The sequence below is a fragment of the Salipiger abyssi genome, assembly GCF_017311415.1.
Lineage (GTDB): Bacteria > Pseudomonadota > Alphaproteobacteria > Rhodobacterales > Rhodobacteraceae > Salipiger > Salipiger abyssi_A.
Window position 1 is genome coordinate 18014 of record NZ_JAEKIS010000025.1, and the last position, 26487, is coordinate 44500.

The following is a 26487-nucleotide window of genomic DNA, read 5'->3' on the forward strand; positions in this document are numbered from 1 at the left end:
GCCAGGCCCGGGACAGGTGATAGAGAGAAGAGGCCCAAATGGCTGAAACGATGCAATTCGATCTGGTGAGCCCCGAGCGCAGCCTGATGTCGGCGCAGGTCACCGCGGTGTCGATCCCCGGGACCGAAGGCGACATGACGGCGATGCCGAACCACGCACCGACGATCACCACGCTGCGTCCGGGGATCCTCAAGGTCGAGACCGAGAAAGGCACCGAGTCCTTCGTCGTCACCGGCGGGTTCGCCGAGATCGGGGAAAAGCTGACGATCCTGGCCGAAAAGGCCGTGCCGCATGCGGATATGGATCAGGCGACCTACGAGGCGCTGGTGAAGGAAGCCGAGGCCGCTTACAAAGAGGTCAAGGACGCCTATTTCGAGAACGAACCGGGTATTGTCGACGAGGCGGCCAAGCTGCTTCAGGACATGGTGGCCGTCGGCACCCATATCGGGCTCGACCCGATGTCGCCGAACTTCTGAGCGACCCGATACCTTTGGGAAAGGCCCCGCTTTGGCGGGGCTTTTTTGTTGCCGGGGCCTTAGAACAAGGACAGCTGCGGGTCGCCGACGCCGGCGATCTCCGCCTCATGTTGCAGCAGGAATTTCTTTACCGGCAGCCCGCCGCCAAAGCCCGTGAGCGCGCCGGAGCTGCCGATCACCCGGTGACAAGGCAGGATGACGGGCAACGGGTTGTTGCCATTGGCAGCACCGACCGCGCGGCTGGCACTGGGCGTTTCGAGTTGCCGCGCGAGGGCGCCGTAGCTGGTGGTTTCGCCATAGGGGATCGTCGCGAGCAGGCGCCAGACACGGTTCTGAAACGCTGTCCCCGAGAGCGTCAGCGGCAGATCGAACTGCCGTAGCGTGCCGGCGAAATAGGCGTCGAGCTGCCGGCGGACCTCGGCAAAAGGCGCTTCGGAAAACGCCCATTCGGGGCGCGGGCCAAAGGCCTTGTGCCCCTCGGGAAAGCTCAGGAAATGCAGCGAGTCGTGATCCCCGGCGAGCAGCAGCGGCCCGACCGGGCTGTCGGTATGGCAATAGTAGAGCGCGCTCATGGGACTGCCTTGCGCAGTGCCGAAGGCGGGCGCCCGTAAAGTGCCGAGACCGAAGCGTTGAAGCGCCGCAGGCTGCCGAACCCGGCTTCGCGGGCGATCTCTGCCATCGGCAGGGAGGTGTCGTTCAGCAGCCGTTTCGCCCGCTGGAGGCGTAGCGTCTGCGCGACCTGCACGGGCGAGGCGCCGAGCTGCTCGGCGAAGAGCCGCGACAGATGCCGCGCGCCGATCCCCAGCCGCGCGGCCAGCGCCTCGACCCCGCTGCGATCCAGCGCGCCCTCCTCGATCAGCCGCAGCGCGCGCTCGACCGTGGTGCGGGTGCCGTTCCAGGCGGCGCAAAAGGGCGCGGTTTCCGGACGGCAGCGCAGGCAGGGGCGGTAGCCGGCGCGCTCTGCGGCGGCGGCGCTGGGGTAGAAGGAGACGTTCCTGGTCAGCGGCGGTTTCACCGGGCAGACCGGGCGGCAATAGATCCGCGTCGTCTTCACCGCGGTGAAGAACACCCCGTCATAGGCGGGGTCGCGGCGGAGCCGGGCAGCGTTGCATGTGTCGAAATCCAGCATGCGCCAAGACTACCGCGCCGGAGGGCACGAGGCGAGCCTGCTTAGAGTATGAGGTCCGAAAATGGCGAGTCCGGGTTCAGCCCTTCTGGCCGATGCGGCTTTCGCTGCCGTCGCGCAGCCGGGCGATATTGCTGCGGTGGCGCCAGAAGATCAGCAGCGTGAGCGCCAGTGTCAGTGCCGTCAGGTCGTAGTCGCGCAGCATCACCATCCAGGCGGTGGACATCAGCGCCGCCACCAGCGCGCCGACGCTGGAGATCCGCGACAGCGCCGCCGCCGCCAGCCAGGTGGCGCAGCTCATCAGCCCCACCGGCCAGCTCAGCGCCAGTATCAGGCCGAGGAAGGTCGCCACGCCCTTGCCGCCGCGAAAGCGCAGCCAGACCGGGTAGCAATGGCCGAGAAACGCCATCAGCCCGGCGAGCTGTGCGGCATCTTCGCCTGCCAGCCAGCGCGCCAGCAGCACCGCCACCGCGCCCTTGCCGCCATCGAGGAGCAGCGTGCCCGCCGCCGCCGCCTTGTTGCCCGTGCGCAGCACATTGGTGGCGCCGATATTGCCCGAGCCGATACTGCGCAGATCGCCGAGCCCCATCAGTTTGCTCAGCAGCATGCCGAAGGGGATCGAGCCCAGCAGGTAGCCGATCACGGCCCAGAGGGCGAGCCCGGCGGGGAGGGTGGTGATTTCGGGAAGCATCAGGCGCTCCGGTAGACTGCGGTTCCGGCGACAAAGGTCGCGATCACCTTACCCTGAAGCCGTGCGCCGTCGAAGGGGGTATTCTTGGATTTCGACTGAAGCTTGAAGCGGTCGAGGATAAAGGGCTTGTCGGCATCGAAGAGCAGCAGGTCGGCGGGGGCGCCCTTGGCCAGCCGTCCGCAGTCGAGCCCCAGCCGTTTCGCCGGGTTCAGCGACAGCGCGCGGAACAGCGTCGGCAGGTCGAGCTCGCCGGAATGGTAGAGCCGCAGCAGCACCGGCAGCATGGTCTCCAGCCCCACCGCGCCCGAGGCGGCCTCCTCAAAGGGCAGGCGCTTGGATTCCTCGTCCTGCGGGGTGTGGAAACTGCCGATGATGTCGATCAGGCCCGTGCGCACCGCCTCCAGTACCGCCTGCCGGTCGTCCTCGGAACGCAGCGGCGGCTTGACCTTGAAGAAGGTGCGGTAATCGGCGAGGTCCATCTCGTTCAGGGTGAGATGGTGCATCGAGGTGCCGGCGGTCACGTCGAACCCGTTCGCCTTGGCGCGTTCCAGCGCGGGCAGGGCGCGGGCGGTGGTGATCTGGTCGGCGTGGTAGCGCACGCCGGTCATCTCGACGAGCGCGATATCGCGGTCGAGCCCCATGCGCTCGGCCATGGGCGAAACCGAGGGCAAACCGCGCAGCGAGGCGAACTTGCCGGAGGTCGCGGCGCCGCCCTTCGACAGGCCCGGCTCCTGCGGATGGGCCATGATCAGTGCGCCGAGCGAGCGGGCATAGGTCATGGCGCGCGACAGCACCTTGGTGTCGGTCACCACGCGGTCGCAATCGGTGAAGGCCACGGCGCCGGCGTCGAGCAGAAAGCCCAGCTCGGTCATCTCGCGGCCCTCGCGCCCCTTGGTGAGCGCGGCCATGGGCAGCACGTTCACCGGCGAGTCGTCCTCGGCGCGGTCGCGGATGAAGGTCAGCACTTCCGGTGTGTCGATGGCGGGCGTGGTGTCGGGGCGGGTGACCATGGTGGTGACGCCACCCGCCGCCGCCGCGAGCCCGGCGGTCTTGTAGCTTTCCTTGTGCCGCTCGCCCGGCTCGCCGACCTTGACGCCGATATCGACAATGCCGGGGGCGAGAAAGGCGCCGCCGGCGTCGATCACCTCGGCGCCGGGGACCTCGGGCGCGGGGGTGTCGAAGCGCTCGGCGATGCGCCCGCCATCGAGCAGCAGGGCGCCGTCGGAGATGCTGCCGGCGTCGGGGTCGATCAGGCGGGCATGGGTGATGAGCGTTGCGGTCATGGGCGTGGCGGTCCCTGTCGAAGATCTCGGTCGGCGGCGCGGGTCGTCCCTGCGGGGCTGGAGTATTTGAAGAAAGATGAAAGGGGAAGGGTCATTCTCGGGCCGGGCGGGCCGCGTCGATCCTGGCGATGGTGGCCTGCGGGTCGGCCTGGAACTTGATGAGATGCTTGTCGCCGCCCTTTGTGATGAGCTGCACGGCGGAGCCGATCTTGCGCAGCTTTGCCAGATCGGTGAGCGCCACGTAGCGCATCGCCGGGCCCTTGAGCCCCTCTGTGGTCAGCTCCCAGACATGGCCGAGCTCTTCATCCATGAGATACCAGCCGCGCAGCGTCACGGCGGCAAGCCCGCCCACGGCGCCTGTCCAGACATGCGGCGTGCCGGTGAGCCAGAGCACGATCATCGCCCCGGGCATGGCGAGCAGCGCCAGGGTGATGTGGCTCTGGATATAGGTGGCGCGGTCGGGGGCGAAGACCGTGGCGGTCGTCATGACATGCCCCGCGAGAGTGCCGCCAGCACCAGCAGGACCAGCACTGCGAGCCCGATCAGCGCCAGCATCAGCCGGCGCCGCCCGGGCGTGGCCCGCGCCGGCGCGCCGGACAGCGTGCCGGCGGCGGATTTGCTGCGCAGCGCCGGGCCGCGCGGTTTGGCGGTCTCTTCTTGAAAGCTCGCGACCCAGCGCAGCGGGCTGGCGACGCTCAGCTCCTGGCTGACATGGTCGAAGGCCTGGCTCGGCAGGATCACCACATGGCCGCGCAGCGCGTCGATGCGCGGTGCCATCTGGCGGAAATCCTCGCCCGAGAGCTGATAGGCCTCGCCGAGATAGGCCGAGAGCGACATGTTGCCGAGATCGCGGATCGCCACCACATCGACAAAGGCCGGGCGCAGGCGGCTGGCGCCGAGCGCGTATTGCAGAGGGTATTCGCCGGTGCCGGCCTGGGTGGTGAAGCGCTCCACGGCTTCGGGCGGCAGATCGAGGTGGAAGAGCCGCACCACGCCGCTTTCCGAGCCGTTGATCTGCATCGCCGTCATGCCGAGAGCTCCGTCGGCCGGGCGCGCAGGTTGCGGGCGAGCAGATCCATCGCCGCCATGCGCACCGCCACCCCCATCTCGACCTGCTCCTGGATCACCGAGCGGTTGATGTCGTCGGCCAGCGTGCCGTCGATCTCGACACCCCGGTTCATCGGGCCGGGATGCATGACGATGGCGTCGGGCTTGGCGACGGAGAGCTTTTCGGCGTCGAGCCCCCAGCGGTGGTAATATTCCCGCTCGGAGGGGATGAAGCCGCCATCCATGCGCTCCTTCTGGAGGCGCAGCATCATCACCACATCGGCATCGGCGAGCCCTTCGCGCATGTCGTCGTAGATCTCGACACCGAAGGCATCCATGCCCGGGGGCATCAGCGTGGCGGGGCCGACGAGGCGGATGCGGTTTTCCATCTTGTGCAGCAGCAGGATGTTGGAGCGCGCCACACGGGAATGGGCGATGTCGCCGCAGATCGCGATATTGAGCCGGTGCAGCCGTCCCTTGGCACGGCGGATGGTGAGCGCGTCGAGCAGCGCCTGGGTCGGGTGCTCGTGGCGCCCGTCGCCGGCATTGATCACCGCGCAATTCACTTTCTGCGCCAACAGGTCGACGGCGCCGGAATGCGGGTGGCGCACCACCAGCAGATCCGGATGCATGGCGTTCAGCGTCAGCGCCGTGTCGATCAGCGTCTCGCCCTTTTTGATCGAGCTGGCCTGCATCGCCATGTTCATCACATCGGCGCCGAGCCGCTTGCCGGCGATCTCGAAGCTCGACTGGGTGCGGGTCGAGTTCTCGAAGAACATATTGATCTGGGTGAGGCCCGAGAGCACGCTGGAATGCTTTTCGCGGCTGCGCGACAGCGTCACATACTGGTCGGCGAGGTCGAGCAGCGTGGTGATCTCGTCGGGGCGCAGAGGCTCGATGCCGAGCAGGTGGCGCTGATCGAAACGCATGTGAGGCTCCCTGGAAAACTGCGCCGGTTATAGGGAGAGCGATGCCCCCGGGCAAGGCCCGGACGACCTGGTGCTTTCGGTCGGCAAAGGGCAGCTTGCATCCATATGTTGTGGCATCCACATGAAGATACCGCATTTGTTGTGGATAGCTTCTGCGTTTCTATTGACGCTATTGCGCGTCTGGTTTTGTTTGGAAATCGTGTAAGGCATGAGGAAAAAATGAGATTTCGTGGTTTCGGGGTTTGCGCCCTTCTGGTTGGGGCGGTTCTTGTGTCGGCATGCGCACAACGTCCTGCACGCGTAACGGCAAGCTATGTTCCCAGCATCGTGTATCGCGGCGCCAGTTGTAACGAGCTTGCGCGCGAGCGTCAGGTCTTGGCCCGGCATGTGCAGGAGGTCGCCTATCGGCAGAGTTCTGCGGCCGATACGGATCTGGTCATCGTGACCAGCGGGCTGGTGATCTGAGGTGTGCTGCTCGCGACGCTGCCGCTGACCGAGGACCAGTCGGCGCAGCTATCCAGCGCGCGCGGGCATTACGACGCGCTGGTCAGGGCACAGGCCGAGCAGGGCTGTGGCGGTGCGGCGGGTTATGGGGATGGCGGTGCGTCCTCTGCCGCTGTCGGCAACTGGAAGCGCTACGCCCCGGCCAACAGTGGCTGGAAACACAATCCCGGAGATTTCCCGCCGATGTAAGGTGTCCGTACCGCAGAATGCGGTGGAGCCGGCCCGGTCCCAGGCGTAAGCTTGGCCATCATGGATTCGGGAATGGATTGGCACTGGGCGCGCGCGGCGCTGGACTGGCAGCTTGAGCTGGGCGCCGACGAGGCGATCGGCGAGCGCCCGGTGGACCGTTTTGCCGCCGAGGCGGAGGCGCAGGCGGCGCGGGCCGCCGATCTGCCGGCGACCCCGGCGCGCGCAGCACCGCCGCCCGTGGCGCAGGAGACCGGCCCGGACCCGGTCGTCATCGCCCGCAAGGCGGCAGAGGCCGCCAGCTCACTCGACGAGCTGCGCCACGCCATGGAGGCCTTCGACCATTGCGAGCTGAAGCGCGGCGCGCGGCAGCTGGTGTTTTCCGACGGTGCGGCGCGCGGGCGGGTGATGATCGTCGGCGAGGCGCCGGGCCGCGACGAGGACCGGCAGGGCAAGCCCTTTGTCGGGCGCGCCGGGCAGTTGCTCGACCGGATGCTCGGCGCCGTGGGCCTGTCGCGGCAGGATAGCGTCTATATCACCAATGTGCTGCCCTGGCGGCCACCGCAGAACCGCGATCCCAAGCCCGACGAGATCGCGATGATGAAGCCTTTCCTGTCGCGCCATATCGCGCTGGTCGATCCGGATCTGCTGGTGATCATGGGCAATATCTCCTGTGACGCGCTGCTGGGCCGGCGCGGCATCACCCGGCTGCGCGGCAACTGGGCGGAGGCCGAGGGGCGTCCGGCGCTGCCGATGTTCCACCCGGCCTATCTGCTGCGCCAGCCGCGCATGAAGCGTGAGGCCTGGGCGGATATGCTGGAGCTATCGGCGAAGCTGAGGGCCATCGGCTGACGCACGCTGCCCGCGACCACGCGCCTCTGGCCTTTGCTGCCGGTATCGCAGAGGATCGGAACGCGCGGCACGTTGAGCAACCGTGCCTGCCCGTGACCGACCCATCCCCGTGAGAGGCCCATGTCCCGTATCGACGACAGCAAGGAATTCATCCCCGTCCGCATCGCCGTTCTGACGGTGAGCGACAGCCGCACGCTCGCCGATGACCGCTCCGGCGATACGCTGGTGCAGCGGCTGACCGACGCCGGCCACACCCTTGCCGCCCGCGCCATCACCACTGACGACCGGGCGCTGATCGCCTCACAATTGCGTGACTGGATCGCCGACAAAGAGATCGACGTCATTCTGTCGACGGGGGGCACCGGGCTCACCGGCCGCGACGTCACGGTGGAAGCACATCGCGATGTCTATGAAAAGGAGATCGAGGCCTTCGCCACGGTCTTCACCCTGATTTCCATGAAGAAAATCGGCGCGAGCGCGGTTCAGAGCCGCGCCACGGGCGGGGTTGCGGGCGGCACCTATCTGTTTGCGCTGCCCGGCAGCACCGGCGCCTGCAAGGATGCCTGGGATGAAATTCTGTGCTTCCAGCTCGATTATCGCCATGGGCCCTGCAATTTTGTCGAAATTTTTCCGCGTCTCGACGAACACAAGCGGCGGAAATAGCGCCGGCCTGCGTATCATGCCGGTGGAGTTCAGGCTTCGCGGACACATATGCTAAACTGAATTGGGTGCCACCCAGTCTTTCGGGAAGTTAGGTATGCGCTTTCTCCGTCAGAGCCTTATGGGGCTCTTTTTGCTTTCCCTGACTTTGGGACTGCTGGTCTATGCCGGCACGCTGGTGCGTGACGCGGTGCAGGCGCGTCTGAACGACACGCCGCGCATGCCCGAGGCGCGTGAACGGGTGTTTGCCGTCAATGTCACGCCCGCCGCTTTCGAGACGGTGACCCCGGTGCTGACCGCTTTCGGCGAGGTGCAGAGCAGCCGCACGCTTGAGCTGCGCAGCGCCGTCGAGGGCACGCTGGTGGATCTGGCGCCGGACTTTGTCGAGGGCGGGCGGGTGAGCGCGGGCCAGCTTCTGGCGCGGATCGACCCGGCGGATATGCAATCGGAATTCGACCGCGCCGAAAGCGCGCTGCTCGATGCCGAGGCGGAGCTGCGCGAGGCGCGCCGCGCCGTGGGGCTGGAAGAGGATGCGCTGGGCGCCGCCGAGGACCAGGCGGCGCTGCGCCAGCGCGCCTTCGAGCGGCAGCAGAACCTCGCGGACCGCAATGTCGGCACCGCCGCCGCCGTCGAAGAGGCAGAGCTTGCCGCCTCTTCGGCGCGGCAGGCGGTGGTCACGCGGCGCCAGTCCGTGGCGCAGGCGGAGGCGCGGGTGGATCAGGCCGAGACCAGCCTCGCCCGGGCGCGCATCGCGCGGGCCGAGGCGCAGCGCCGGCTCGACGAGACCGAGATCCGTGCCGAATTCACCGCGCAGCTCAGCGATGTGAGCGTGGTGGCCGGGCGCCGGGTGTCGTCGAACGAACAGCTTGCGGTTCTGGTGGATCCGGATGCGCTCGAGGTGGCCTTTCGCGTCTCGACCCAGCAATACGCACGGCTGCTGGACGAGCAGGGCCGGCTGCGCGCCGCGCCGGTGCAGGCCAGTCTCGATCTTTACGGCACCAACCTGACCGCCACCGGCACGCTCTCGCGCGAGGGGGCGTCGGTGGGCGAGGGCCAGACCGGCCGCCAGCTCTATGCAAGGCTCGACCGCGCACCGGGGTTCAAACCGGGCGATTTCGTCACTGTCGAGATCACCGAGGCGCCGCTTGAGCGGGTGGTGCGTCTGCCTGCCACGGCGCTCGATGCCGCTGGCGCGGTGCTGGTGGTCGATGCCGAGGACCGGCTTGAGAGCATTCCGGTCACGCTGCTGCGCCGGCAGGGCGACGACGTTCTGGTGCGCGGCGACGCGCTGGAGGGGCGCGAGGTGGTGATGGAGCGCACGCCGCTGCTGGGCGCGGGCATCAAGGTGCGTCCGCTGCGGCAGGGCGCCGCCGCCCCCGCCGCGCTGCCCGATCTGGTCGAGCTGACCGAGGATCACCGCGCCCGTCTCGTGGCGATGGTCGAGGGCAACAGCCGCATGCCCGACGATGCCAAGGAGCGCATCCTCGCGCAGCTCTCGCAGGAGCGGGTGCCGGCGCAGGTCATCCAGCGTATCGAAGCCCGGATGGGGGGCTGATCCATGCGGCAGATCCCCGGCCAGGCCAGCGGCATCCTGAGTTACTTCACCCGCCACCGGACCGTCGCCAATCTGCTGCTGGTGATGCTTCTGGCCTCCGGCCTGCTGGCCGCGCCGAACATGCGCGCGCAGTTCTTTCCCGATGTCGTCGATGACGACGTGACCGTCTCGGTGCGCTGGGACGGCGCCGGCCCGGGCGACGTGGATTCCGGCATCGTGCAGGTGATGGAGCCGACGCTTCTGGCGGTCGAGGGGGTGATGAACACCGAAAGCCGCTCGACCGAGGGCAGCGCCCGTATCGAGCTCGAATTCGAGCCGGGCTATGACATGATGAAGGCGGTCGACGATGTCGAGGCGGCGGTGGATTCGATCACCACTTTGCCCGAGGACGCCGACGATCCGACGATCCGCAGCGGCGGCTGGCGCGACCGGGTCACCGATGTGGTGATCACCGGGCCGGTGGCGCCGGATCAGCTCGGGCGGTTTGCCGACGAGTTCATCGTCCGGCTCTTTGCCGAGGGCGTCACCCGCACCACGATCCGAGGTCTGGCGGCGCCGCAGGTCATCGTCGAGGTGCCTTCGCGCAATCTCATCGCCCATGACGTGACCATGCAGGAGATCTCCGAGGCCATCGCCGGCGAGGTCGATGCCAACCCGGCGGGCGATGTCAGCGGCGGCAGCGCGCGCGTGCGCACCGGGGTGGAAAAGCGCAGCGCCGAGGATATCTCCGCCATCGTGCTGCGTTCCGAGCAGGACGGCACCAAGCTCACCATCGGCGATGTCGCGCTTGTGCGGCTCGAAGGGATCGACCGAGAGCGGAGCTATTTCGTCGGCGACGATCCGGCGATTTCGATCCGGGTCGACCGCTCGGCCCAGGGCGACGCCATCGAGATCCAGCACCAGGTCGAGGATGTGGCGCGGGAGTTCCAGGCCTCGCTGCCCGAGGGCACGCGGGTGGACCTGATCCGCACCCGGGCCGAGGCGATCACCGGGCGGCTGAACATCCTTCTGGACAACGGCGCCACCGGGCTGCTGCTGGTCGTGGTGCTGCTGTTCCTCTTCCTCAATGCGCGCACGGCGCTCTGGGTGGCGGCGGGTATCCCGACCTCCATGCTGGCGGCGCTGGCGCTGATGTATGCCTCCGGGCTGACGATCAACATGATCTCGCTTTTCGCGCTGATCATCACGCTGGGCATCGTGGTCGACGACGCCATCGTGGTGGGCGAACACGCCGATCACATGTCGCGCCACGGGCTGGGGCCGGTGGAGGCGGCGGAGACGGCGGCCAAGCGCATGGCGCTGCCGGTGTTCTCCTCGACCCTGACAACGGTGATCGCGTTTTTCGGCCTTACCGTGATTGGCGGGCGCTTCGGCGACATGATCGCCGACATTCCCTTCACCGTGATCGCGGTGCTGATGGCCTCGCTGGTCGAGTGTTTCCTGATCCTGCCCAACCACATGTCGCATGCGATTGCCGCCTCGTCCAAGCAGCACTGGTACGACATGCCCTCGCGTCTGGTGAACCGCGGTTTCCGCTGGATCCGCGAGCGGCTGTTCCGGCCCTTCATGGCCGGGGTCATCACCGCGCGCTACGTGGTTCTGGCCGGCGCGGTGCTGGCGCTGGCCAGCCAGGTCTCGCTGCTGATCAATGGCGATGTGCAATGGCGCTTTTTTAACTCGCCCGAACAGCCCTCGGTCACCGGCAACTTCGCCATGGCGCCCGGTGCCGGACGCGAGGACACGCTGGCGCAGATGCGGCTCTTGCAGCAGACCACCGAGCAGCTCGGCGCGGAATATGAAGAGCGCTATGGCCGCAACCCGGTGGATTACGTCATCGCCGAGGTCGGCGGCAATGCCGGGTACGGGCTCGCCGGCGCCGATAGCAAGGATCCGGACCAGCTCGGCGGCATCTCCATCGAACTGATCGACGCCGACCTGCGCCCCTATTCCAGCTTTGCCTTTGTTGGCGAGTTGCAGGAACGGGTGGAGCGTCATCCGCTGGTCGAGACCATCAGCTTTCGCGGATGGCGGTCCGGCCCGGGCGGCGACGCGCTCGACGTGCAGTTCTACGGCGCCAGCTCGGAGACGCTGAAGGGCGCGGCGGAGGATCTCAAGACCGCCGTGCTGCGCTTCCCCGAGGTCTCGGCGGTCGAGGACAACCTCTCCTATGACAAGGAAGAGCTGGTGCTGGAGCTGACGCCGCAGGGCAAGGCGCTGGGCTTTACCATCGACGCGCTGGGCCGGGTGCTGCGCAACCGGCTGGGCGGGATCGAGGCGGCGACCTATCCCGACGGGCCGCGCAGCGCCGAGATCCGGGTCGAGCTGCCGGAGAGCGAGCTGACGGCGGATTTCATGGAGCGGATGCAGATGCGCACGCCCGACGGTGCCTATGTGCCGCTCGCCGATATCGTCAGCGTGTCGCGGCAGACCGGCTTTTCCACGGTGCGGCGCGAAAACGGGCTGCGGCTGATCTCGGTCACCGGCGACATTTCCGAGGACGATGCGGAACGCGCCACCGAGATCATGCAGGCGCTGGAGCAGGAGATCCTGCCGACCATCGCTGCCGAGCGGCAGGTGGAATGGCGGATGTCGGGGCTTTCCGAGCAGGAAGACCGCTTTCTCGGCGAGGCGCGCAGCGGGCTGACGCTGGTGCTGCTGGGGATCTATCTGGTGCTGGCCTGGGTCTTTGCCAGCTGGACGCGGCCGCTGGTGGTGATGTCGATCATCCCCTTCGGCCTGGTGGGCACGATCTACGGCCATGCGCTCTGGGAGGTGCCGCTGTCGATGTTCACCGTGGTGGGGCTGCTGGGGATGACCGGGATCATCATCAACGATTCCATCGTGCTGGTGACGCAGATCGACGAATACGCGCCCGACCGGGGCATCTTCCGGGCAATCATCGACGGCACTGCCGACCGTCTGCGCCCGGTCTTCCTGACCACGGCGACCACGGTGCTGGGGCTGGCCCCGCTGCTCTATGAGCGCTCCTCGGACGCGCAGTTCCTAAAGCCGACGGTGATCACGCTGGTCTACGGGCTGGGCTTCGGCATGGTGCTGGTGCTGATCGTGGTGCCGGCGCTGATCGCGGTGCAGCACGATATCACGCGGCGGGTCGCGGCCTTCCGGCGCGGCGTGCGGTTCCGGCACGGGCGGGTGCGGGCGCTGATGCTGCTGGCGGTGGCGGCGATGCTGGGCTGGCTGGGCGTGACGATGGGCTATACGGCGGTGATCGGCGCGCTGCCGGCGCTGCTGTCGCTGCCGGTGATCGCGGCTCTGCCGCCGTTGTTTGCCGCTTTCCTGCTGTTCGTCGGGGGCATGGTGCTTGGCGTGCTGGCGATCTGGGCGGTGGCTTCGGTCATTTATGCAATGCAGCGCCGGGCGGGCGCGGCCTGAGGCGCGGGCGGTGGGTTGGAAACCCACCCTACGGGCGATGCGCTGGTTGTTCAGAGAGCTGACGGTGGGCAGATTGCCCACCCTACAAGCGCTTAGCCGTCGCAGCCGTGGATATCGACCGCGTGGCTGGCGCCCAGCACGGTGATGCGCAGGCGTGAGCGGTCGAGCATGAAGGGCTTGCCGTCCATATGCATGAGCCTTGTCTCGGTCACCAGCGTGCCGCCCTCGCGATGGGTCTTCGGCTCGGCGACCCAGAGCGCCGGCTGGCCGCTTTCGATCACGGTTTCCTCGGTGCCACCGGCGCCGGGCATGTCGATCTCGGCGCGCAGGGCGATCCCGCTTCCGGCGGGGCTCACCCGGCAGCGCACCTGTTTCACCGAGGCCTCGGATTCTGTGAAGGGGGCTGAGGCGAGGGCCGAGGCGATCATCGGGTCGGGCTGCGCGGTCGTGGACGGCAGCGTCGCGTCGATGCGCAGCGTGTGCGGCAGGCAGATCTCGTTGCAGAGCCCGAGCTGCATCTCGGTTTTAAGCCGGATATCGCCATTGCCTTGCGGGGTGATGCGCAGCGGCAGCACCAGCTCTTTCTTGTAGCCGACCGAGCGCATGCCCGATTGCCAGAACACATGCGGGGTGGGCCAGAGCACCTCCACCGACCGGGTGTTGCGCGAGCCGCGCCAGTCGAAGACCGGCGGGATGCCGGCCTCGCCGGGTGCGCGCCAGTAGGTCTTCCACCCCGGTGCCAGCGTCAGATGCAGCGCCGCCATGTGGTCGCCATCGGGCAGGCGCCAGCCCGGGCGCAGCTCGGCCTCCACGGGTTCGGCGGCGAGGGCCGGGGCGGCGCAGGCGAGAAGGGCGGCGAAAAACAGGGACAGGGCTCGGATCATGAGGAAACACATGGTCAATCCTGCATGAAATGCCAAGTCACATTGCGGCGAGAGCGCCGTGCGCCGTGTCCTCCGGGAGACGCCGCGCCTCCTCTCTTGCACCGCGTCCCGCTGGGGGCCATGTTGGAGGTCGACACCCCGATCGGAAGGTTGCCCCATGGATATCGCCTCTGGCACCACGGACCTCACCGGACACATGCTGATCGCGATGCCGGGCATGGGCGATCCGCGATTCGAACAAGCGGTGGTCTTCCTGTGCGCGCATTCCGACGAGGGCGCCATGGGGCTGATCGTCAACAAGCCCTCGGGCGACGTGACCATGGCCGGGCTTCTGGAACAGCTCTCGATCACCCCGGTGCCGGGGCTCGACCGGCGGCAGGTGCATTTCGGCGGACCGGTGGAGATGGGGCGCGGATTCGTTCTGCACTCGCCCGATTACCAGTCGGGGCTGACCACCTTGCAGGTGGATGGAGAGTTCCACATGACCGGCACGCTGGATGTGCTGGAAACCATCGCGCGCGGCGATGGCCCGGCGCGCTGGATGGCGATGCTGGGCTATGCCGGCTGGGGGCCGGGGCAGCTCGAGGAGGAACTGGCGCAGAACGGCTGGCTGGTCTGCGACGCCTCGCCGGAGCTGGTCTTCGACATCGCCGATGCCTCGAAATGGGAGGCGGCGCTGAACTCGCTGGGCATCCCCGCGCATCTGCTCTCGGCGGAGGGCGGAACGGCCTGAGGCGGTCGTGACGGCGGTGGGCAGATTGCCCACCCTACGGGTGACAGGGCGACCGCCCCGGACCTGATCCGGGGCCTCGGCGGTTGTCATCGTCGCGCTGTTTGGCGGTTTTGTCAGATATGCAACGGTAGCCGGGCCCGGCGGCGGCCCGTGGGGTGCCGCGCTATCCTCTGAATCCCTTGATTTATCCCGGCCAAATCCGAAGGATATCGAAGCTAGGCGCGAGGGTAACCAAAGCGGCAGCCCGCCCGAACGGGCAGCCGCTGGGCCCGGCGGCGCTACGCGCCTTGTTCCGGGCCAGGGGCGCGGGGAGCTTTTGGAGAGTGTTGTCCAATGGGGCTGATGAACGCGCCGCCCGCGCTACTCCCGCGGTGCCGCCGCGCGGTTCAGCCGGTCGTTGATCGCCACGCCCAGCCCCACATGCGGGATCGGCATGACGGCGATGGCCTCGGCGCCCGAGGCGTCCAGCCGGTGCAGGTATTCGAAGAGATTGGCCGCCGCCTCGACCAGATCGCCCGTGGGCGACAGGTTGAGATCGCAATCGCCCTCGGTCTTGCCGAAGCCCAGCCGCGCCTCGCCCGCATGCCATTCCGCCGCGTTCAGCCGCACCCGCGCCCGGGGTGCGTAATGCGAGGCGAGCTGCCCGGGCGCCGAGATCGCCTCGCGGTCGCGGCGGGCCAGCACCGGGCGGCCCAGAGCCTCCGACAGCGCCTCGGTGGTGATCCGGCCCGGGCGCAGCAGTGTCGGCTTGCCGGCAAGGCCGAGGATCGTCGATTCCAGCCCGACCTCGCAGGCACCGCCGTCCAGTACCGCCTCGATCCGCCCGTCGAGCGTGTCGAGCACATGCGCGGCGCGGGTCGGGCTGATGCGGCCCGAGCGGTTGGCCGAGGGCGCCGCAACCGGCCCGCCAAAGCCGCGCAGCAGCGCGCGCGCCGCCGGATTGGCCGGCATCCGCACCGCCAGCGTCTCGAGCCCCGCCGTCACCAGCTTCGATACCGGCGCGCCGGCGCGCAGCGGCAAAACCATGGTGAGCGGGCCGGGCCAGAAGGCCGCGGCGGCGGAATCGGCGAGATCGGTCCACTCGACCAGCGCCTTGACCGCGTCGAGATCGGCCAGATGCACGATCAGCGGGTTGAAGGAGGGCCGGCCCTTGGCCTCGTAGATCCGCGCCACGGCGCGGTCGTTGCCGGCATCGCCGCCCAGCCCGTAGACCGTTTCCGTAGGGAAGGCGACCAGCCCGCCCTGTCGCAGGATCTCTGCCGCGCGGGTGATGCCCGGCTCGTCGGCCGCAAGGCGCTCGGTTGCGATTTCGCTCATGATATTTCGTGACGCCGCGTTTCGATTGGACAGGCGCGCGGGGACCGGTAGGCTCGCGACCCGAGAATGACGCTCTTGCTAGCCGAGCGCCTGCCTGTTGCCAACCGGGATTGGACCCAGCTCATGCCTTATCGCGCCCCCGTTTCCGAAACCTGCTTTCTCCTCGACCATGTCGTGGGCTTTTCCGCCGTTCAGGCCACCGAGCGTTTCGCCGAGGCCACGAGCGACACCGTTCAGGCGGTGCTGACCGAAGCCGGAAAGATGTGCGAGGAGGTCATGGCGCCGGTACAGCGCAACGGCGATCTGCATCCGGCGGTGCTGGAAAACGGCGTGGTGCGCTGCTCGCCGGGCTATGCCGAAGCCTATCGCGCCATTGCCGAGGGCGGCTGGGTCGCGATCACCGCTGATCCGGAATACGGCGGCATGGGCCTGCCGCTGACGGTGGCTACGGCGGTGAACGAGATGATGGCGGGCGCCTGCCTCGCGCTGCAACTGAACCCGCTGCTGACCCAGGGCCAGATCGAGGCGCTGGAGCATCACGCCGACGACGATATGAAGGCGCTCTACCTGCCCAGGCTCATCTCGGGCGAATGGGCCGGCACGATGAACCTGACCGAGCCGCAGGCGGGCTCGGATGTGGGCGCGCTGAGTTCCAAAGCCACCGACAATGGCGACGGCACCTATGCGGTCACCGGGCAGAAAATCTATATCTCCTGGGGCGATAACGATTTCGTCGAGAATATCTGCCATCTGGTGCTGGCGCGCCTGCCCGACGCGCCCGCCGGCACCAAGGGGATCAGCCTCTTCATGGTGCCGAAATTCATCCCCGACGAGAACGGCAACCCGGGCGTGGCCAACAGCCTCAAGGTGGTGAGTCTCGAGCACAAGATGGGCCTGCACGGCTCGCCCACCTGCGTGATGTCCTACGAGGGTGCCACCGGCTGGATGGTGGGCGAACCGGGCGGCGGCATGAAGGCGATGTTCACGATGATGAACAATGCCCGGCTGGGCGTCGGCGGCGAGGGCGTGGGCGCGGCGGAAGGCGCCTATCAGCACGCGCTGGCCTTTGCCAATGAGCGCAAGCAGGGCAAGAACCCCTATGACACGATCATCGGCCACGCGGATGTGCGCCGCATGCTGGCGACGATGAAGGCCGAGATCTTCACCGCCCGGGCCATCGCGCTCGACTGCGCGGTTGCCATCGACATGGGCCGCGCCACCGGCGAGGCGGAGTGGCAGGCCCGCGCGGCGTTTCTGACGCCGATCGCCAAGGCCTTCGGCACCGATACCGGCTGCGAGGTCTCCTCCATGGGCGTGCAGGTGCATGGCGGCATGGGCTATGTCGAGGAATCCGGCGCCGCGCAATATTACCGCGACGTGCGGGTGACGGCGATCTACGAGGGCACCAACGGCATCCAGGCGATGGACATGGTGGGCCGCAAGCTGATGGATGGCGGCGAGGTCGCGGGCCGTCTGCTCGACGAGATCGAGGCCGAGGCGGAGGCCGCCAAGGCCGCGCTGCCGGATCTGGCCGAGGCGGTCTGGCAGGCCGCCGAGACGCTGCGCGAAACCACCGAATGGCTGGTGGCGCGCCCGATGCCCGAGCGGTTCGGCACCGCCGTGCCCTATCTGCGCGCCTTCGCGCGGGTGCTGGGCGGGCATTACCACCTGCGCGCGGCGATGGCCGACCGTGACGGTGCGCATGGCCGGCTAGCGCGATTCTACATCACCCGGCTGCTGCCCGAGCATACCGGCCTGTTGGCACATGTGCGCGCCGAGGATGCGGCGCTGATGTCGATCAGCCCCGACGATCTGGCGGCGTGATGACCGCAGGCATCCGTTACCCGCACGAGGTGCCGCCGGAGGAGGGCGCGGCACTGGAACTGGCCGAGGGCGTGCTCTGGATGCGCCTGCCGCTGCCGATGGCGCTGGATCATGTGAATGTCTATGCGCTCGACGATGGCGACGGCTGGACCATTGTCGATACCGGCTTTTCCTCGCGCCGCACCCGCGCGATCTGGGAGACGCTGTTGAGCGGCCCGCTCGGCGGCAAGCCGGTGCGCCGGGTGCTGGTCACCCATCACCACCCCGATCACATCGGGCTCGCGGGCTGGTTTCAGGAGCGCGGCGCCGAGCTGGTCACCACCCGCACCGCCTGGCTGTTCTCGCGGATGTTGCAGCTCGATACGCAGGACCGCCCGACCGAGGCGCAGCTCGCCTATTGGCGCCATTGCGGCATGGACCCGGAGATCCTGCGCCAGCGCGCCGGCGAGCGGCCCTTTAACTCGGCGGATGTGGTCTGGCCGCTGCCGCTGGGCTTCACTCGCATCCGGCAGGACGACACGATCCGCATCGGCGGGCGGGTCTGGGACGTGCATATCGGCAACGGCCACGCGCCCGAACACGCAACGCTCTGGTCGCAGGACGACAATCTGGTTCTGTCGGGCGATCAGATCCTCTCCACGATCAGCTCCAATATCGGCGTCTATGCCACCGAGCCGGAGGCCGACCCGGTGGGCGACTGGCTGGAGGCCTGTGAACGGCTGATGACGCTGGCACGGCCCGAGCACCTGGTGTTGGGCGGGCACAAGCTGCCCTTTACCGGGCTGCCCTTCCGCATGGCGCAGCTCATCGAGAATCACCATTCCGCGCTCGACCGGCTGCATGCCTATCTGACCGAACCCAAATCGGCGGGCGCCTGTTTCGCACCGCTCTTCAAGCGCAGGATCGACGGCGGCACTTACGGGCTGGCGCTGGTCGAGGCGATGGCCCATTGCCTGCACCTGTGGCACGAGGGCCGCGCGGTGCGCACCGTTGGCGAGGACGATGTCTGGCTCTGGCAGGCGATCTGAGCCGGCGCGTGCGGCGAAAGATAGCTGGATCTTGCGTCTTTTGTGCTGGTGACAGGGCGCGGGAAATCGGCTAACCAAAATGCCGACAAAAGGCATTCCAAAGGGACGGACGTCGCAGATGGCTGAACACAAGCACGGCACCATGGACATCACCGCGCAGGAGAAAACCTTCAACGGGTTCGTCAAGTTCACGATCCGCACGGTCGGCGTGATCATCTTCATCCTGCTGTTCCTCGCGGTGTTCAACACCTGACGCCTGCGCGATCCCACCGGGAGCATTTCAGATATGTTTTTTCGAGCCGCGGTATTCGCCGGTCTGGCAGCGCTTGCGCTTGCTGGATGCACCACCCCGGGCGCGAGGATTCCCAATGCCACGCCTGAAGAGATCGCGGCGGCGGCCTATCGCCACCCCGGCCCGCCGGCGATCACCCTCTATACGATGATCAACAACCGCACCGATGCCGGCGCGCATTCCAGCATGATGATCAACGCGCCGTCGCAGCGGGTGGTCTTTGACCCCGCCGGGTCGGTGCGGGCGGATTACCTGGTCGAGGCCGACGATGTGCTCTACGGCATCACGCCGCGCATCGAGGGCTTTTACGAGCGCGCCCATGCCCGCGAGACCTATCGCGTGCGCATCCAGCGCATCGAAGTGCCGCCGGAAGTCGCAGAGCGGGCGCTGCGTCTGGTGCAGGGCTATGGTTCGGTGCCGCACGCGCAATGCACCGTCGCAACCTCGGGCGTGCTGTCGCAGCTGCCGGGCTTCGAGGGGATCAGGCACACCTGGTTCCCGGTGAAACTCGCCGATCAGCTGGCAGAGATGCCCGGCGTGACCGAGCGGGTGCTGCGCGAGGACGATGCCGACGACAAGGCTCTGGCGATTGCCGCCGGGCCGGGGGATCAGCCGAACCAGTAGGCGCCGCCGGCGAGCACCAGCCCGCCGAGCAGCATCGACAGGATCACGCTCTTGATGAAATAGGCCGCCGCCAGCGTCACGCCGGCGGCGGTGAGCCGCACCGGGTCGGTCTCGCCTTCGGTTGCGTTGGGCCAGACGACCAGCGGCATGACCAGCGCCGGCAGCACCGCCACGGCGGTATAGCGCAGATGCCGGGTCAGCCATTCCGGCAGCGGCCGGTCGCCCACCAGCCCCAGAAACACGAAGCGCAGGCCGAAGCTTCCCAGCCCCAGTGCCACGATCACGATCCAAAGCTCGGTTCTGTCGATCATTTTGCACCCACCCTGCGTTCCACTTCGGCCCCTGCCGCCATGCCCAGGCCCGCCGCGACCAGCAGGCCGAGATTGAAGGGCAGGAAGGCGAATGTCAGTGCCGCCACCGAGGCGACCAGCGCCGCCGTGCGATGCGCGCCGGTGCGCAGCGCCGGGCCGATCATCGCGATAAAGGCCAGCGGCATGGCGAAATCCAGCCCCCATTCCGTCGGGATCGCCGAGCCCACCAGCGCGCCGACCACCGTGAAGGCATACCAGAACGGGCAGAGCGGCATGGTGGCGCCGAGGAAATAGGCGAATTTCTCGGCCAGCGAGAGGTCGCGCTCGGTCTCGAACTTGACCACTGACAGGGCGTAGTTCTGATCCACCAGGAAATAGGCGCAGACCGCGCGTTTCCAGAGCGGCAGCTTGCCCAGGGCCGGCGTCAGCGAGGCGGAATACATCGCCATGCGCAGATTGACCGCCAGCGCCGAGGCCAGCACCACCACCAGCGGCACGTTTTCCTGCAAGAGCTGGAGCGCGGTGAACTGCGACGCCCCGGCGATCACCGCGATGGAAAAGGCCAGCGCCTCGCCGGCATTCAGCCCGGCATCCGACGAGACAACTCCGAACAGCGTGGCAAAGGGCAGGATGACAAGCAGGAAGGGCAGCCCCTCGCGGACGCCGGTCCAAAAGCTTGACTTCACGCCGGGGCCGGCCATGGTGCATCTCCGAATTCAGGGTGTGGTCAAGCCGTACCGAAGCGCCGGGAGAGATGCAATTGCCACAACTGTGTGTGTACGCACGAAAGAGTCTCTTGCCGTGAAGCAGCCTTTCGGAGTGATCCTCGCCGGCGGGCTGGCGACGCGGATGGGCGGCGGCGACAAGGCGTCGCTCATGCTGGGCGGGCAGAGCCTGCTGTCCCATGCGGTCGAGCGTCTGGAACCGCAGGTGGCGGGGCTGGCGCTCAACGCCAATGGCGATCCGGCGCGTTTCGCGGCGACGGGCCTGCGGGTGCTGTCCGACCCGCTGTCCGGCCATCCTGGGCCGCTGGCGGGCATCCTTGCCGGGCTCGACTGGGCGGCGGCTGAGGGCGGCGACACGGTGGTGAGCGTGGCCTGCGACACGCCGTTCTTTCCCTGCGATCTGGTGCCGCAGCTTCTGCTCGCCGCCGAGGGAATGGGGGCGCCGCTGGCGCTGGCCGCCAGCCGGGGGCGCCGGCATCCGGTCTTCGGGCTCTGGCCGGTATCGCTGCGCGGCGCGCTGCGCGCCGCGCTGGAGCGGGGCGAGCGCAAGGTGGCCGCGTTTGCCGAGGCCCATGGCGGGCGCGAGGCGGCGTTTCCGGCGCCCGGGCTCGATCCGTTCTTCAACATCAACACGCCCGCCGATCTGGCGGAGGCCGAGGCGGTGCTGGCATGAAGGTCTTTGGCGTCACCGGCTGGAAGAATGCCGGCAAGACCACGCTGGTCGAGCGTCTGATCGCCGAGTTCCGCACCCGTGGTTTGCGGGTCAGCACGCTGAAACACGCCCATCACGGCTTTGACATCGACCATGAGGGCAAGGACAGCTACCGCCACCGCGCGGCGGGAGCGGGCGAGGTGATCGTTGCCTCCGGGCGCCGTGTGGCGCAGCTCACCGAGCTTGACGAGGAGATGCCGCTGGCGGCGCTGCTGGCGCGGCTGGGGCCCTGCGATATCGTGTTGATCGAGGGCTGGAAGCGGGACGACCACCCCAAGATCGAGGTGCATCGCGCGGGGGCGGGTGGGGCGCTGATCGCCGAAGGGGATCCGACGATACGGGCGGTGGCGAGCGATTATGCGGTGACTGTAGATCGTCCGGTGCTCGATCTGGAAGATGTGGTTGGGATCGCCGATTTCATCCTGGCGGAGGTTTGAGGGGCGTGGTGGGTTGAAAACCCACCCTACCGTGCCTCGCATTGGTAAGCCGAGCCATCGCCGGCCCGTGGGTTGGCGACCTCAGCTCTGAACCTCTCGATTTATCCAGGCCACCTCCGAAAGACCTCGACACGTTGTGGTTACGTCACCAAATCGCCAGCCCGGGGGACGGGCCGGCGATGGCGCGGCGCCCTTCGGGCTTGTTCCGCGCCCGAGCAACGCTCAACCGTAGGGTGGGTTTTCAACCCACCACGCCCCTCACATCAATCGAAGGTCCCCGCCACGCGACCGAGCAGCATGAAGGCCCGGGCCGAGCGAGTGTTGGCCAGCTCGCTCACCTCGGAATCGCTGGCCTCGGGGGCGAAACGCGCCACCCCCTTGTCGAAGAGCCGCAGGAAGTGATGCGCCGCATCGCGGAAGATCGGATCCTGCTTCATCCGTCCGGCGGTCAGCGCCAGCGAGGAGCGGTCGCGCACGCCGCCAAGCGCGGCGATGGCGCGGCCCCGCGCCCCGTCGGCGAAGGCGCGCCAGATCTCCGGCCGCGCCATGTCCGGGCGCAGGTCGTCCATATAGATGCCGTCCTGCGACAGCAGCGTCAGCACGTCCTGCGCTGCCTGGATCAACTGCGCCGTTGGTCTGTCTTTCAGCGCGCGGCGCAGCGCAGTAAAGCCCTGCTCGTCCTCGGCGGTCTCGGGGAAATTCAGCGCGCGGATGAAATCGGCATTGGCCAGCGGCGGCTGCAACGCCTCGGCGGGCGTGCCCAGCGAGAGCGCGGGCTGATCCTCGGTCATCTCGGCGGCAGGCGCCGGCACCGGCGCCTGCGCGCTCGCGGCGGTGCGGGTCGAGGTGAAGATCGCCAGCGCCGTCTCGGTCTTGCGCTGGGCGGCGGCGATCTCGTCGAGCTTCTTGGCGATGGAGCCCGCGCCCGCGTCCTTCCGCCCGGCCTGAGCCTGCGCCAGATAGGCGTTGCGGATCGCGTCGATGGCGGTTTGCAGCCGCGCACTCTCCTCGCGCATCACCCGGCTGGCCCGGGCGGCGGTGGCCGCGACCCAGATCAGCGCCACCGGCATGAACACCACCATCAGCGTCAGGACAAAGCGCAACCCGTCGGTGCCCTCGCCGCCCCACATCAGGAAAAATCCCCCCGACAGCAGCAGCCAGCCGAGGCTGAGCGCCATCGCGGCGATTTCGATGCCGGAGAGGCCGCCTTTCGGGGACCGCTCGTAGATGCCCAGCGGGGTGGGCTGGCTGTCGTTGCTATCGGCCATCTGGCGCGACCCTTACTTGTAAGCGATGCTCAGAATCTCGTAGCTCTTTTCGCCGCCCGGGGTGCGGACTTCGACGCTGTCCCCCTCTTCCTTGCCGATCAGAGCGCGGGCGATGGGCGATTTGATGTTGAGCAGGCCCTTCTCGATATTGGCCTCGTGCTCGCCGACGATCTGCCAGGTCTTTTCCTCGTCGGTATCCTCGTCGACGACTGTGACCGTCGCGCCGAACTTCACCGCGCCGGTCAGCTTCTTGGGGTCGATGACCTCCGCCAGCCCCATCACCGACTCGATCTCCTTGATGCGGCCCTCGATGAAGCCCTGCTTTTCGCGGGCGGAGTGATACTCGGCATTTTCCTTCAGGTCGCCCAGCTCGCGCGCTTCGGCGATCGCCTGGATGATCGCAGGACGCTCTTCGCTCTTGAGCTTTTTCAATTCGGTTTCGAGCGCGGAGAACCCCGCGCGGGTCATTAGGATCTTTTCCAAGGAGAGGGCTCCTGAACGTACGGTTCGTGCATTTCAGTCTGAGTATGGCACATAACGTGTCTTCCCGCCCCCTCGTCAAGTGGGCAGGTCCGCGTCTTTAGAGGCTTTGACCCGTCGGGTAAGAGAAATCGACGCATTTCCGCCGTGCGGCGGAGCTGTCCGGCGGTGCGGGGCCGGAATCTGGTGAGAAAGACGCTTTCAAGCGGCATCCTGCCGTGTTTCGATTGACCTTTGCTGCGCTGCCGCGCTACCCCGGGCCGCAAGATTATTTCTTGAGAAGCCAGCGGAGGAGTCGGCATGGCCGAAATCGAGCGCGAGTCGATGGAATACGATGTTGTGATCGTGGGAGCGGGGCCGGCCGGGCTCTCCGCCGCGATCCGGCTGAAACAGCTTGATGCCGACCTGAACGTCGTCGTCCTGGAAAAAGGCTCGGAAGTCGGTGCGCATATTCTGTCGGGCGCTGTGCTCGACCCGTGTGGCCTGAACGCCCTCATCCCCGACTGGAAGGAAAAGGGCGCGCCGGTCACCGTGCCGGTGAAGGAAGACAAGTTCTACCTGCTGGGCGAGGCCGGCAAGGTCGGCATCCCGCACTGGCCGATGCCGCCCTTCATGTCGAACCACGGCAATTACATCGTCTCCATGGGCAATGTCTGCCGCTGGATGGCCGAGCAGGCCGAGGCGATGGGCGTCGAGATCTTCCCCGGCATGGCCTGCTCCGAGCTGGTCTATGGCGACAATGGCGAGGTCAAGGGCGTGGTCGCGGGCGAGTTCGGCAAGGAAGCCGACGGCACCCCCGGCCCGGCCTACGAGCCCGGCATGGAGCTGCACGGAAAATATGTCTTCCTCTCCGAGGGCGTGCGTGGCTCGCTCGCCAAGGAAGTGATCGCGAAATACGATCTTTCCGCCGGCAAATGCCCGCAGAAATTCGGCCTCGGCATGAAGGAGATCTGGGAGATCGACCCCGCCAAGCACCGCGAGGGCCGGGTCGAGCACACGATGGGCTGGCCGCTGGGCAAGAACGCCGGCGGCGGGGCGTTCATCTACCATATCGAGAACAACCAGGTCTATGTCGGCTTCGTGGTTCACCTGAACTACAAGAACCCGCATCTCTTCCCCTATATGGAGTTCCAGCGCTTCAAGCATCACCCGCATGTGGCGGAGCTGCTCGAAGGCGGCAAGCGCGTGGCCTATGGCGCGCGGGCGATCTCCGAGGGCGGCTACCAGTCGATGCCGAAGATGGTGGCGCCGGGCGTGGCGCTGCTGGGCTGCTCGGTGGGCATGGTCAACGTGCCGCGCATCAAGGGCAACCACAACGCCATGCTCTCGGGCAAGGCGGCGGCCGAGGCGGCCTATGAGGCGATCCAGGCGGGCCGCGGCTCGGATGAGCTGACCGCCTACGAGACCGAGGTGCGCGACGGCGCCATCGGCAAGGATCTGTGGAAGGTGCGCAACGTCAAGCCGATCTGGTCGAAATACGGCCTGATGGGCTCGCTCAGCCTCGGCGGTTTCGACATGTGGACCAACCAGCTGGGCTTTTCGCTCTTCGGCACGGTCAAGCACGGCAAATCCGACGCCGCGATGACCGAGCCCGCCGAGAACCACAAGCCGATCGACTATCCCAAGCCCGATGGCAAGATCAGCTTCGACCGCCTGACCAACGTGTCCTTCTCCTTCACCAACCACGAAGAGAGCCAGCCGGCGCATCTCAAGCTCAAGGATGCATCGGTGCCGGTCTCGGTGGATCTGGCGAAATTCGCGGGCCCGTCGCAGCGCTATTGCCCGGCGGGGGTGTACGAGTTCGTCGAGAAGGAGAACGGGCCGGAGTTCGTGATCAACTTCCAGAACTGTGTGCATTGCAAGACCTGCGACATCAAGGATCCGGCGCAGAACATCAACTGGACGGTGCCGCAGGGCGGCGACGGGCCGAACTATCCGAATATGTGAGACCGGCCTTCCGGTTTCGCGCTGCAAAGCCCCGGCCTCTGGTCCGGGGCTTTGTTTTGTGGGCGGATTGGGCCTTGCAACCGGTTACGCAGTTCCGCTAAAGGGGTCGGCGGAGAGGTGGCCGAGTGGTCGAAGGCGCACGCCTGGAAAGTGTGTAGGCGGGTAACCGTCTCGAGGGTTCGAATCCCTTCCTCTCCGCCATTTCCTCCCCATCGGAGGAAATCTCCCCTAAGATATTGAACGGTAAGGTAGTTTTCGCGGTTCGAAAGCCCTGATTGCGGGTGTATGGCAGCGGGTCGGCGAAGACCAGTTTCAGGACGGCGCGGCGATCCTCGGGTCTGGGTGTTGTGTGACAGACATTCTTTCAGTGATGCCGGAAGAAGAGGGATGACCTCGGAAGTATCCGAATGGCCCAATGAAACAAGGCGTTTCGGGCGATCTGGCAGGTGCTGAGCGCGCAGCTGGGCATGTCTTTCAGTAAACCGGAAAACGGGCCTCAAACGGCGATGCAGAGCGGTTTCAGGGTGGCGCGGATAAAGGTCGCCGTGGAGGCGCACGAGCCAATAAAACAAGGCATTTGAGGCGGGTTTCGCAGGATTTTCAGCGGCCGCGCCCAGCGTCGGAACATGCAAATGGCGTTGCATGTTGCCATGACGCGTTGCATGTTTCGAAAAACCGTTAGGCATCAGCATCTTGAGTGTGTGGCGGAGCGCCGCGCACTGCCGCCGAACATGCAACGGATTTTCGCGGAAACGCCAGCCCTAAAGCCCTGACAGGTCGCCGCTCGAAATTGGCGTATAGACCAGAGCGTCTGGCTCTAGGCTGGCGGGCACATGGATGTATCGCACGTTGTTACCAGAAGCCTCATCCCGCCAGAACCAGATTTGTTCCGGACCTCTGATGGCGGTTGGCTCCATGTCCGGTGCTCCGTATTGATCCTGCAACATCATAAGCACGCTGGCACTGTCCTTGCCTGCGAACCTGAAGATGACGCCGGAAAGCCGATCGTCGTGAAATGCGAAGCTAACGTATCCGTGCAAACCCATTGCAGCGTAAGACCCATTGATCATTACCCTTCCAAAGGGTGGCCTGCTGCCGGTTTCGTGGACGGCAGTTTAAGCTTTCATAGCTCTCTCCTCGAACGTGATAGGGCTTAGATACCCGATGGTCGAGTGCCGACGCTTTGGATTGTAGAACCGTTCG

Annotated in this window: 27 protein-coding genes and 1 tRNA gene; 15 read left to right on the forward strand and 13 right to left on the reverse strand. The window is 67.0% G+C overall.

From position 1 onward, the window contains the following. Positions 1-38: 38 nt before the first annotated feature. On the forward strand, positions 39-476 hold the full coding sequence (locus tag I6N89_RS22305; protein ID WP_207020568.1) for a F0F1 ATP synthase subunit epsilon: 438 nt from the start codon (positions 39-41) through the stop codon (positions 474-476). 59 nt (positions 477-535) lie between these two features. On the opposite strand, the gene I6N89_RS22310 is transcribed toward I6N89_RS22305, so the two are convergent. From I6N89_RS22310 to I6N89_RS22340, 7 genes are all read right to left on the reverse strand, one after another. Next, positions 536-1048, reverse strand: a complete 513-nt coding sequence (locus tag I6N89_RS22310; protein ID WP_207020569.1) for a methylated-DNA--[protein]-cysteine S-methyltransferase — start codon at positions 1046-1048, stop codon at positions 536-538. Next, positions 1045-1605: a bifunctional transcriptional activator/DNA repair enzyme AdaA gene (locus I6N89_RS22315; RefSeq protein ID WP_207020570.1), complete on the reverse strand. Its 561-nt coding sequence runs from the start codon at positions 1603-1605 to the stop codon at positions 1045-1047. Before I6N89_RS22315 ends, I6N89_RS22310 begins: the two co-directional genes overlap by 4 nt. A 76-nt stretch (positions 1606-1681) precedes the next feature. Next, on the reverse strand, positions 1682-2293 hold the full coding sequence (gene plsY, locus I6N89_RS22320) for a glycerol-3-phosphate 1-O-acyltransferase PlsY (protein WP_207020571.1): 612 nt from the start codon (positions 2291-2293) through the stop codon (positions 1682-1684). Continuing rightward, positions 2293-3576, reverse strand: coding sequence for a dihydroorotase (gene pyrC / locus I6N89_RS22325; protein ID WP_207020572.1), 1284 nt, complete (start codon positions 3574-3576; stop codon positions 2293-2295). Before pyrC ends, plsY begins: the two co-directional genes overlap by 1 nt. 91 nt (positions 3577-3667) lie before the next feature. Next, positions 3668-4063 (reverse strand): hypothetical protein, encoded by a 396-nt coding sequence (locus I6N89_RS22330; RefSeq protein ID WP_207020573.1) that lies wholly within the window; start codon positions 4061-4063, stop codon positions 3668-3670. After that, positions 4060-4605 carry an aspartate carbamoyltransferase catalytic subunit gene (locus I6N89_RS22335; protein WP_207020574.1) on the reverse strand — a complete coding sequence of 182 codons (546 nt, stop codon included), beginning with the start codon at positions 4603-4605 and terminating at the stop codon, positions 4060-4062. Before I6N89_RS22335 ends, I6N89_RS22330 begins: the two co-directional genes overlap by 4 nt. Further along, positions 4602-5552 carry an aspartate carbamoyltransferase catalytic subunit gene (locus I6N89_RS22340; RefSeq protein WP_207020575.1) on the reverse strand — a complete coding sequence of 317 codons (951 nt, stop codon included), beginning with the start codon at positions 5550-5552 and terminating at the stop codon, positions 4602-4604. The genes I6N89_RS22335 and I6N89_RS22340 overlap by 4 nt, the downstream gene beginning before the upstream one ends. A gap of 468 nt (positions 5553-6020) precedes the next feature. Between I6N89_RS22340 and I6N89_RS22345 the strand changes: the two genes are divergently transcribed. The 5 genes from I6N89_RS22345 (at position 6021) to I6N89_RS22365 (ending at position 12702) form a co-directional block, all read left to right on the forward strand. Then, a complete protein-coding gene (locus I6N89_RS22345) occupies positions 6021-6245 on the forward strand; it encodes a hypothetical protein (protein ID WP_207020576.1) in 225 nt (74 codons plus the stop codon). A gap of 60 nt (positions 6246-6305) precedes the next feature. Beyond that, the gene (locus tag I6N89_RS22350) at positions 6306-7094 is read left to right on the forward strand and encodes a uracil-DNA glycosylase (protein WP_207020591.1); all 789 of its coding nucleotides are present in this window, start codon (positions 6306-6308) and stop codon (positions 7092-7094) included. Positions 7095-7214: 120 nt separating this feature from the next. Then, positions 7215-7757, forward strand: a complete 543-nt coding sequence (moaB, locus tag I6N89_RS22355) for a molybdenum cofactor biosynthesis protein B (RefSeq protein ID WP_207020577.1) — start codon at positions 7215-7217, stop codon at positions 7755-7757. Positions 7758-7851: 94 nt separating this feature from the next. Beyond that, a complete protein-coding gene (locus tag I6N89_RS22360; protein ID WP_207020578.1) occupies positions 7852-9309 on the forward strand; it encodes an efflux RND transporter periplasmic adaptor subunit in 1458 nt (485 codons plus the stop codon). A 3-nt stretch (positions 9310-9312) separates the two neighbouring features. Further along, positions 9313-12702: an efflux RND transporter permease subunit gene (locus I6N89_RS22365; protein WP_207020579.1), complete on the forward strand. Its 3390-nt coding sequence runs from the start codon at positions 9313-9315 to the stop codon at positions 12700-12702. Positions 12703-12794: 92 nt separating this feature from the next. Here I6N89_RS22365 and I6N89_RS22370 read toward each other — a convergent pair whose 3' ends face one another. After that, positions 12795-13598: a protein-disulfide reductase DsbD domain-containing protein gene (locus I6N89_RS22370; RefSeq protein WP_236016783.1), complete on the reverse strand. Its 804-nt coding sequence runs from the start codon at positions 13596-13598 to the stop codon at positions 12795-12797. A gap of 145 nt (positions 13599-13743) precedes the next feature. Between I6N89_RS22370 and I6N89_RS22375 the strand changes: the two genes are divergently transcribed. Beyond that, positions 13744-14319: a YqgE/AlgH family protein gene (locus tag I6N89_RS22375; RefSeq protein WP_207020580.1), complete on the forward strand. Its 576-nt coding sequence runs from the start codon at positions 13744-13746 to the stop codon at positions 14317-14319. Between the two features lie 360 nt (positions 14320-14679). On the opposite strand, the gene I6N89_RS22380 is transcribed toward I6N89_RS22375, so the two are convergent. Continuing rightward, positions 14680-15636: an L-threonylcarbamoyladenylate synthase gene (locus tag I6N89_RS22380; RefSeq protein ID WP_207020581.1), complete on the reverse strand. Its 957-nt coding sequence runs from the start codon at positions 15634-15636 to the stop codon at positions 14680-14682. A 123-nt stretch (positions 15637-15759) separates the two neighbouring features. Here I6N89_RS22380 and I6N89_RS22385 point away from each other — a divergent pair, with 123 nt between their 5' ends. The 4 genes from I6N89_RS22385 to I6N89_RS22400 all read left to right on the forward strand — a co-directional run bounded on the left by I6N89_RS22385 (position 15760) and on the right by I6N89_RS22400 (position 19404). After that, a complete protein-coding gene (locus tag I6N89_RS22385; protein WP_207020593.1) occupies positions 15760-17460 on the forward strand; it encodes an acyl-CoA dehydrogenase in 1701 nt (566 codons plus the stop codon). After that, positions 17460-18488, forward strand: coding sequence for an MBL fold metallo-hydrolase (locus tag I6N89_RS22390; RefSeq protein WP_207020582.1), 1029 nt, complete (start codon positions 17460-17462; stop codon positions 18486-18488). The genes I6N89_RS22385 and I6N89_RS22390 overlap by 1 nt, the downstream gene beginning before the upstream one ends. Positions 18489-18606: 118 nt before the next feature. Then, positions 18607-18741 (forward strand): aa3-type cytochrome c oxidase subunit IV, encoded by a 135-nt coding sequence (locus I6N89_RS22395; RefSeq protein ID WP_076699605.1) that lies wholly within the window; start codon positions 18607-18609, stop codon positions 18739-18741. 33 nt (positions 18742-18774) lie between these two features. After that, entirely contained in the window at positions 18775-19404 is a 630-nt protein-coding gene (locus I6N89_RS22400) for a hypothetical protein (RefSeq protein WP_207020583.1), read from the forward strand. Here I6N89_RS22400 and I6N89_RS22405 read toward each other — a convergent pair. Both I6N89_RS22405 and I6N89_RS22410 read right to left on the reverse strand, forming a co-directional pair. Continuing rightward, positions 19389-19715, reverse strand: a complete 327-nt coding sequence (locus tag I6N89_RS22405) for an AzlD domain-containing protein (RefSeq protein ID WP_207020584.1) — start codon at positions 19713-19715, stop codon at positions 19389-19391. The two genes, I6N89_RS22400 and I6N89_RS22405, sit on opposite strands and share 16 nt — an antisense overlap. Further along, positions 19712-20416, reverse strand: coding sequence for an AzlC family ABC transporter permease (locus I6N89_RS22410; protein WP_207020585.1), 705 nt, complete (start codon positions 20414-20416; stop codon positions 19712-19714). Before I6N89_RS22410 ends, I6N89_RS22405 begins: the two co-directional genes overlap by 4 nt. Before the next feature lie 100 nt (positions 20417-20516). On the opposite strand from I6N89_RS22410, the gene mobA reads away from it, so the two are divergent. Both mobA and mobB read left to right on the forward strand, forming a co-directional pair. Further along, positions 20517-21113 (forward strand): molybdenum cofactor guanylyltransferase MobA, encoded by a 597-nt coding sequence (mobA, locus tag I6N89_RS22415; RefSeq protein WP_207020586.1) that lies wholly within the window; start codon positions 20517-20519, stop codon positions 21111-21113. Further along, the gene (gene mobB, locus I6N89_RS22420; RefSeq protein WP_207020587.1) at positions 21110-21589 is read left to right on the forward strand and encodes a molybdopterin-guanine dinucleotide biosynthesis protein B; all 480 of its coding nucleotides are present in this window, start codon (positions 21110-21112) and stop codon (positions 21587-21589) included. The genes mobA and mobB overlap by 4 nt, the downstream gene beginning before the upstream one ends. Before the next feature lie 263 nt (positions 21590-21852). On the opposite strand, the gene I6N89_RS22425 is transcribed toward mobB, so the two are convergent. Together I6N89_RS22425 and greA are read right to left on the reverse strand one after the other, a co-directional pair. After that, a complete protein-coding gene (locus tag I6N89_RS22425) occupies positions 21853-22857 on the reverse strand; it encodes a hypothetical protein (RefSeq protein WP_207020588.1) in 1005 nt (334 codons plus the stop codon). Positions 22858-22869: 12 nt separating this feature from the next. Continuing rightward, on the reverse strand, positions 22870-23340 hold the full coding sequence (gene greA / locus I6N89_RS22430; protein ID WP_207020589.1) for a transcription elongation factor GreA: 471 nt from the start codon (positions 23338-23340) through the stop codon (positions 22870-22872). 297 nt (positions 23341-23637) lie between these two features. Here greA and I6N89_RS22435 point away from each other — a divergent pair, with 297 nt between their 5' ends. Both I6N89_RS22435 and I6N89_RS22440 read left to right on the forward strand, forming a co-directional pair. Next, entirely contained in the window at positions 23638-25284 is a 1647-nt protein-coding gene (locus tag I6N89_RS22435) for an electron transfer flavoprotein-ubiquinone oxidoreductase (protein ID WP_076699629.1), read from the forward strand. A gap of 111 nt (positions 25285-25395) precedes the next feature. After that, a tRNA-Ser gene (locus I6N89_RS22440) sits at positions 25396-25485 on the forward strand. The last annotated feature ends 1002 nt before the right edge of the window (positions 25486-26487 follow it).

What these genes read in the sequence shown, in the direction of transcription:
- I6N89_RS22305 (WP_207020568.1), top strand. Translation starts at nt 39, where the DNA reads ATGGCTGAAACGATGCAATTCGATCTGGTGAGCCCCGAGCGCAGCCTG.
- I6N89_RS22310 (WP_207020569.1), bottom strand. Translation starts at nt 1,048, where the DNA reads ATGAGCGCGCTCTACTATTGCCATACCGACAGCCCGGTCGGGCCGCTG.
- I6N89_RS22315 (WP_207020570.1), bottom strand. Translation starts at nt 1,605, where the DNA reads ATGCTGGATTTCGACACATGCAACGCTGCCCGGCTCCGCCGCGACCCC.
- plsY (WP_207020571.1), bottom strand. Translation starts at nt 2,293, where the DNA reads ATGCTTCCCGAAATCACCACCCTCCCCGCCGGGCTCGCCCTCTGGGCC.
- pyrC (WP_207020572.1), bottom strand. Translation starts at nt 3,576, where the DNA reads ATGACCGCAACGCTCATCACCCATGCCCGCCTGATCGACCCCGACGCC.
- I6N89_RS22330 (WP_207020573.1), bottom strand. Translation starts at nt 4,063, where the DNA reads ATGACGACCGCCACGGTCTTCGCCCCCGACCGCGCCACCTATATCCAG.
- I6N89_RS22335 (WP_207020574.1), bottom strand. Translation starts at nt 4,605, where the DNA reads ATGACGGCGATGCAGATCAACGGCTCGGAAAGCGGCGTGGTGCGGCTC.
- I6N89_RS22340 (WP_207020575.1), bottom strand. Translation starts at nt 5,552, where the DNA reads ATGCGTTTCGATCAGCGCCACCTGCTCGGCATCGAGCCTCTGCGCCCC.
- I6N89_RS22350 (WP_207020591.1), top strand. Translation starts at nt 6,306, where the DNA reads ATGGATTCGGGAATGGATTGGCACTGGGCGCGCGCGGCGCTGGACTGG.
- moaB (WP_207020577.1), top strand. Translation starts at nt 7,215, where the DNA reads ATGTCCCGTATCGACGACAGCAAGGAATTCATCCCCGTCCGCATCGCC.
- I6N89_RS22360 (WP_207020578.1), top strand. Translation starts at nt 7,852, where the DNA reads ATGCGCTTTCTCCGTCAGAGCCTTATGGGGCTCTTTTTGCTTTCCCTG.
- I6N89_RS22365 (WP_207020579.1), top strand. Translation starts at nt 9,313, where the DNA reads ATGCGGCAGATCCCCGGCCAGGCCAGCGGCATCCTGAGTTACTTCACC.
- I6N89_RS22370 (WP_236016783.1), bottom strand. Translation starts at nt 13,598, where the DNA reads ATGTGTTTCCTCATGATCCGAGCCCTGTCCCTGTTTTTCGCCGCCCTT.
- I6N89_RS22375 (WP_207020580.1), top strand. Translation starts at nt 13,744, where the DNA reads ATGGATATCGCCTCTGGCACCACGGACCTCACCGGACACATGCTGATC.
- I6N89_RS22380 (WP_207020581.1), bottom strand. Translation starts at nt 15,636, where the DNA reads ATGAGCGAAATCGCAACCGAGCGCCTTGCGGCCGACGAGCCGGGCATC.
- I6N89_RS22385 (WP_207020593.1), top strand. Translation starts at nt 15,760, where the DNA reads ATGCCTTATCGCGCCCCCGTTTCCGAAACCTGCTTTCTCCTCGACCAT.
- I6N89_RS22390 (WP_207020582.1), top strand. Translation starts at nt 17,460, where the DNA reads ATGACCGCAGGCATCCGTTACCCGCACGAGGTGCCGCCGGAGGAGGGC.
- I6N89_RS22395 (WP_076699605.1), top strand. Translation starts at nt 18,607, where the DNA reads ATGGCTGAACACAAGCACGGCACCATGGACATCACCGCGCAGGAGAAA.
- I6N89_RS22400 (WP_207020583.1), top strand. Translation starts at nt 18,775, where the DNA reads ATGTTTTTTCGAGCCGCGGTATTCGCCGGTCTGGCAGCGCTTGCGCTT.
- I6N89_RS22405 (WP_207020584.1), bottom strand. Translation starts at nt 19,715, where the DNA reads ATGATCGACAGAACCGAGCTTTGGATCGTGATCGTGGCACTGGGGCTG.
- I6N89_RS22410 (WP_207020585.1), bottom strand. Translation starts at nt 20,416, where the DNA reads ATGGCCGGCCCCGGCGTGAAGTCAAGCTTTTGGACCGGCGTCCGCGAG.
- mobB (WP_207020587.1), top strand. Translation starts at nt 21,110, where the DNA reads ATGAAGGTCTTTGGCGTCACCGGCTGGAAGAATGCCGGCAAGACCACG.
- I6N89_RS22425 (WP_207020588.1), bottom strand. Translation starts at nt 22,857, where the DNA reads ATGGCCGATAGCAACGACAGCCAGCCCACCCCGCTGGGCATCTACGAG.
- I6N89_RS22435 (WP_076699629.1), top strand. Translation starts at nt 23,638, where the DNA reads ATGGCCGAAATCGAGCGCGAGTCGATGGAATACGATGTTGTGATCGTG.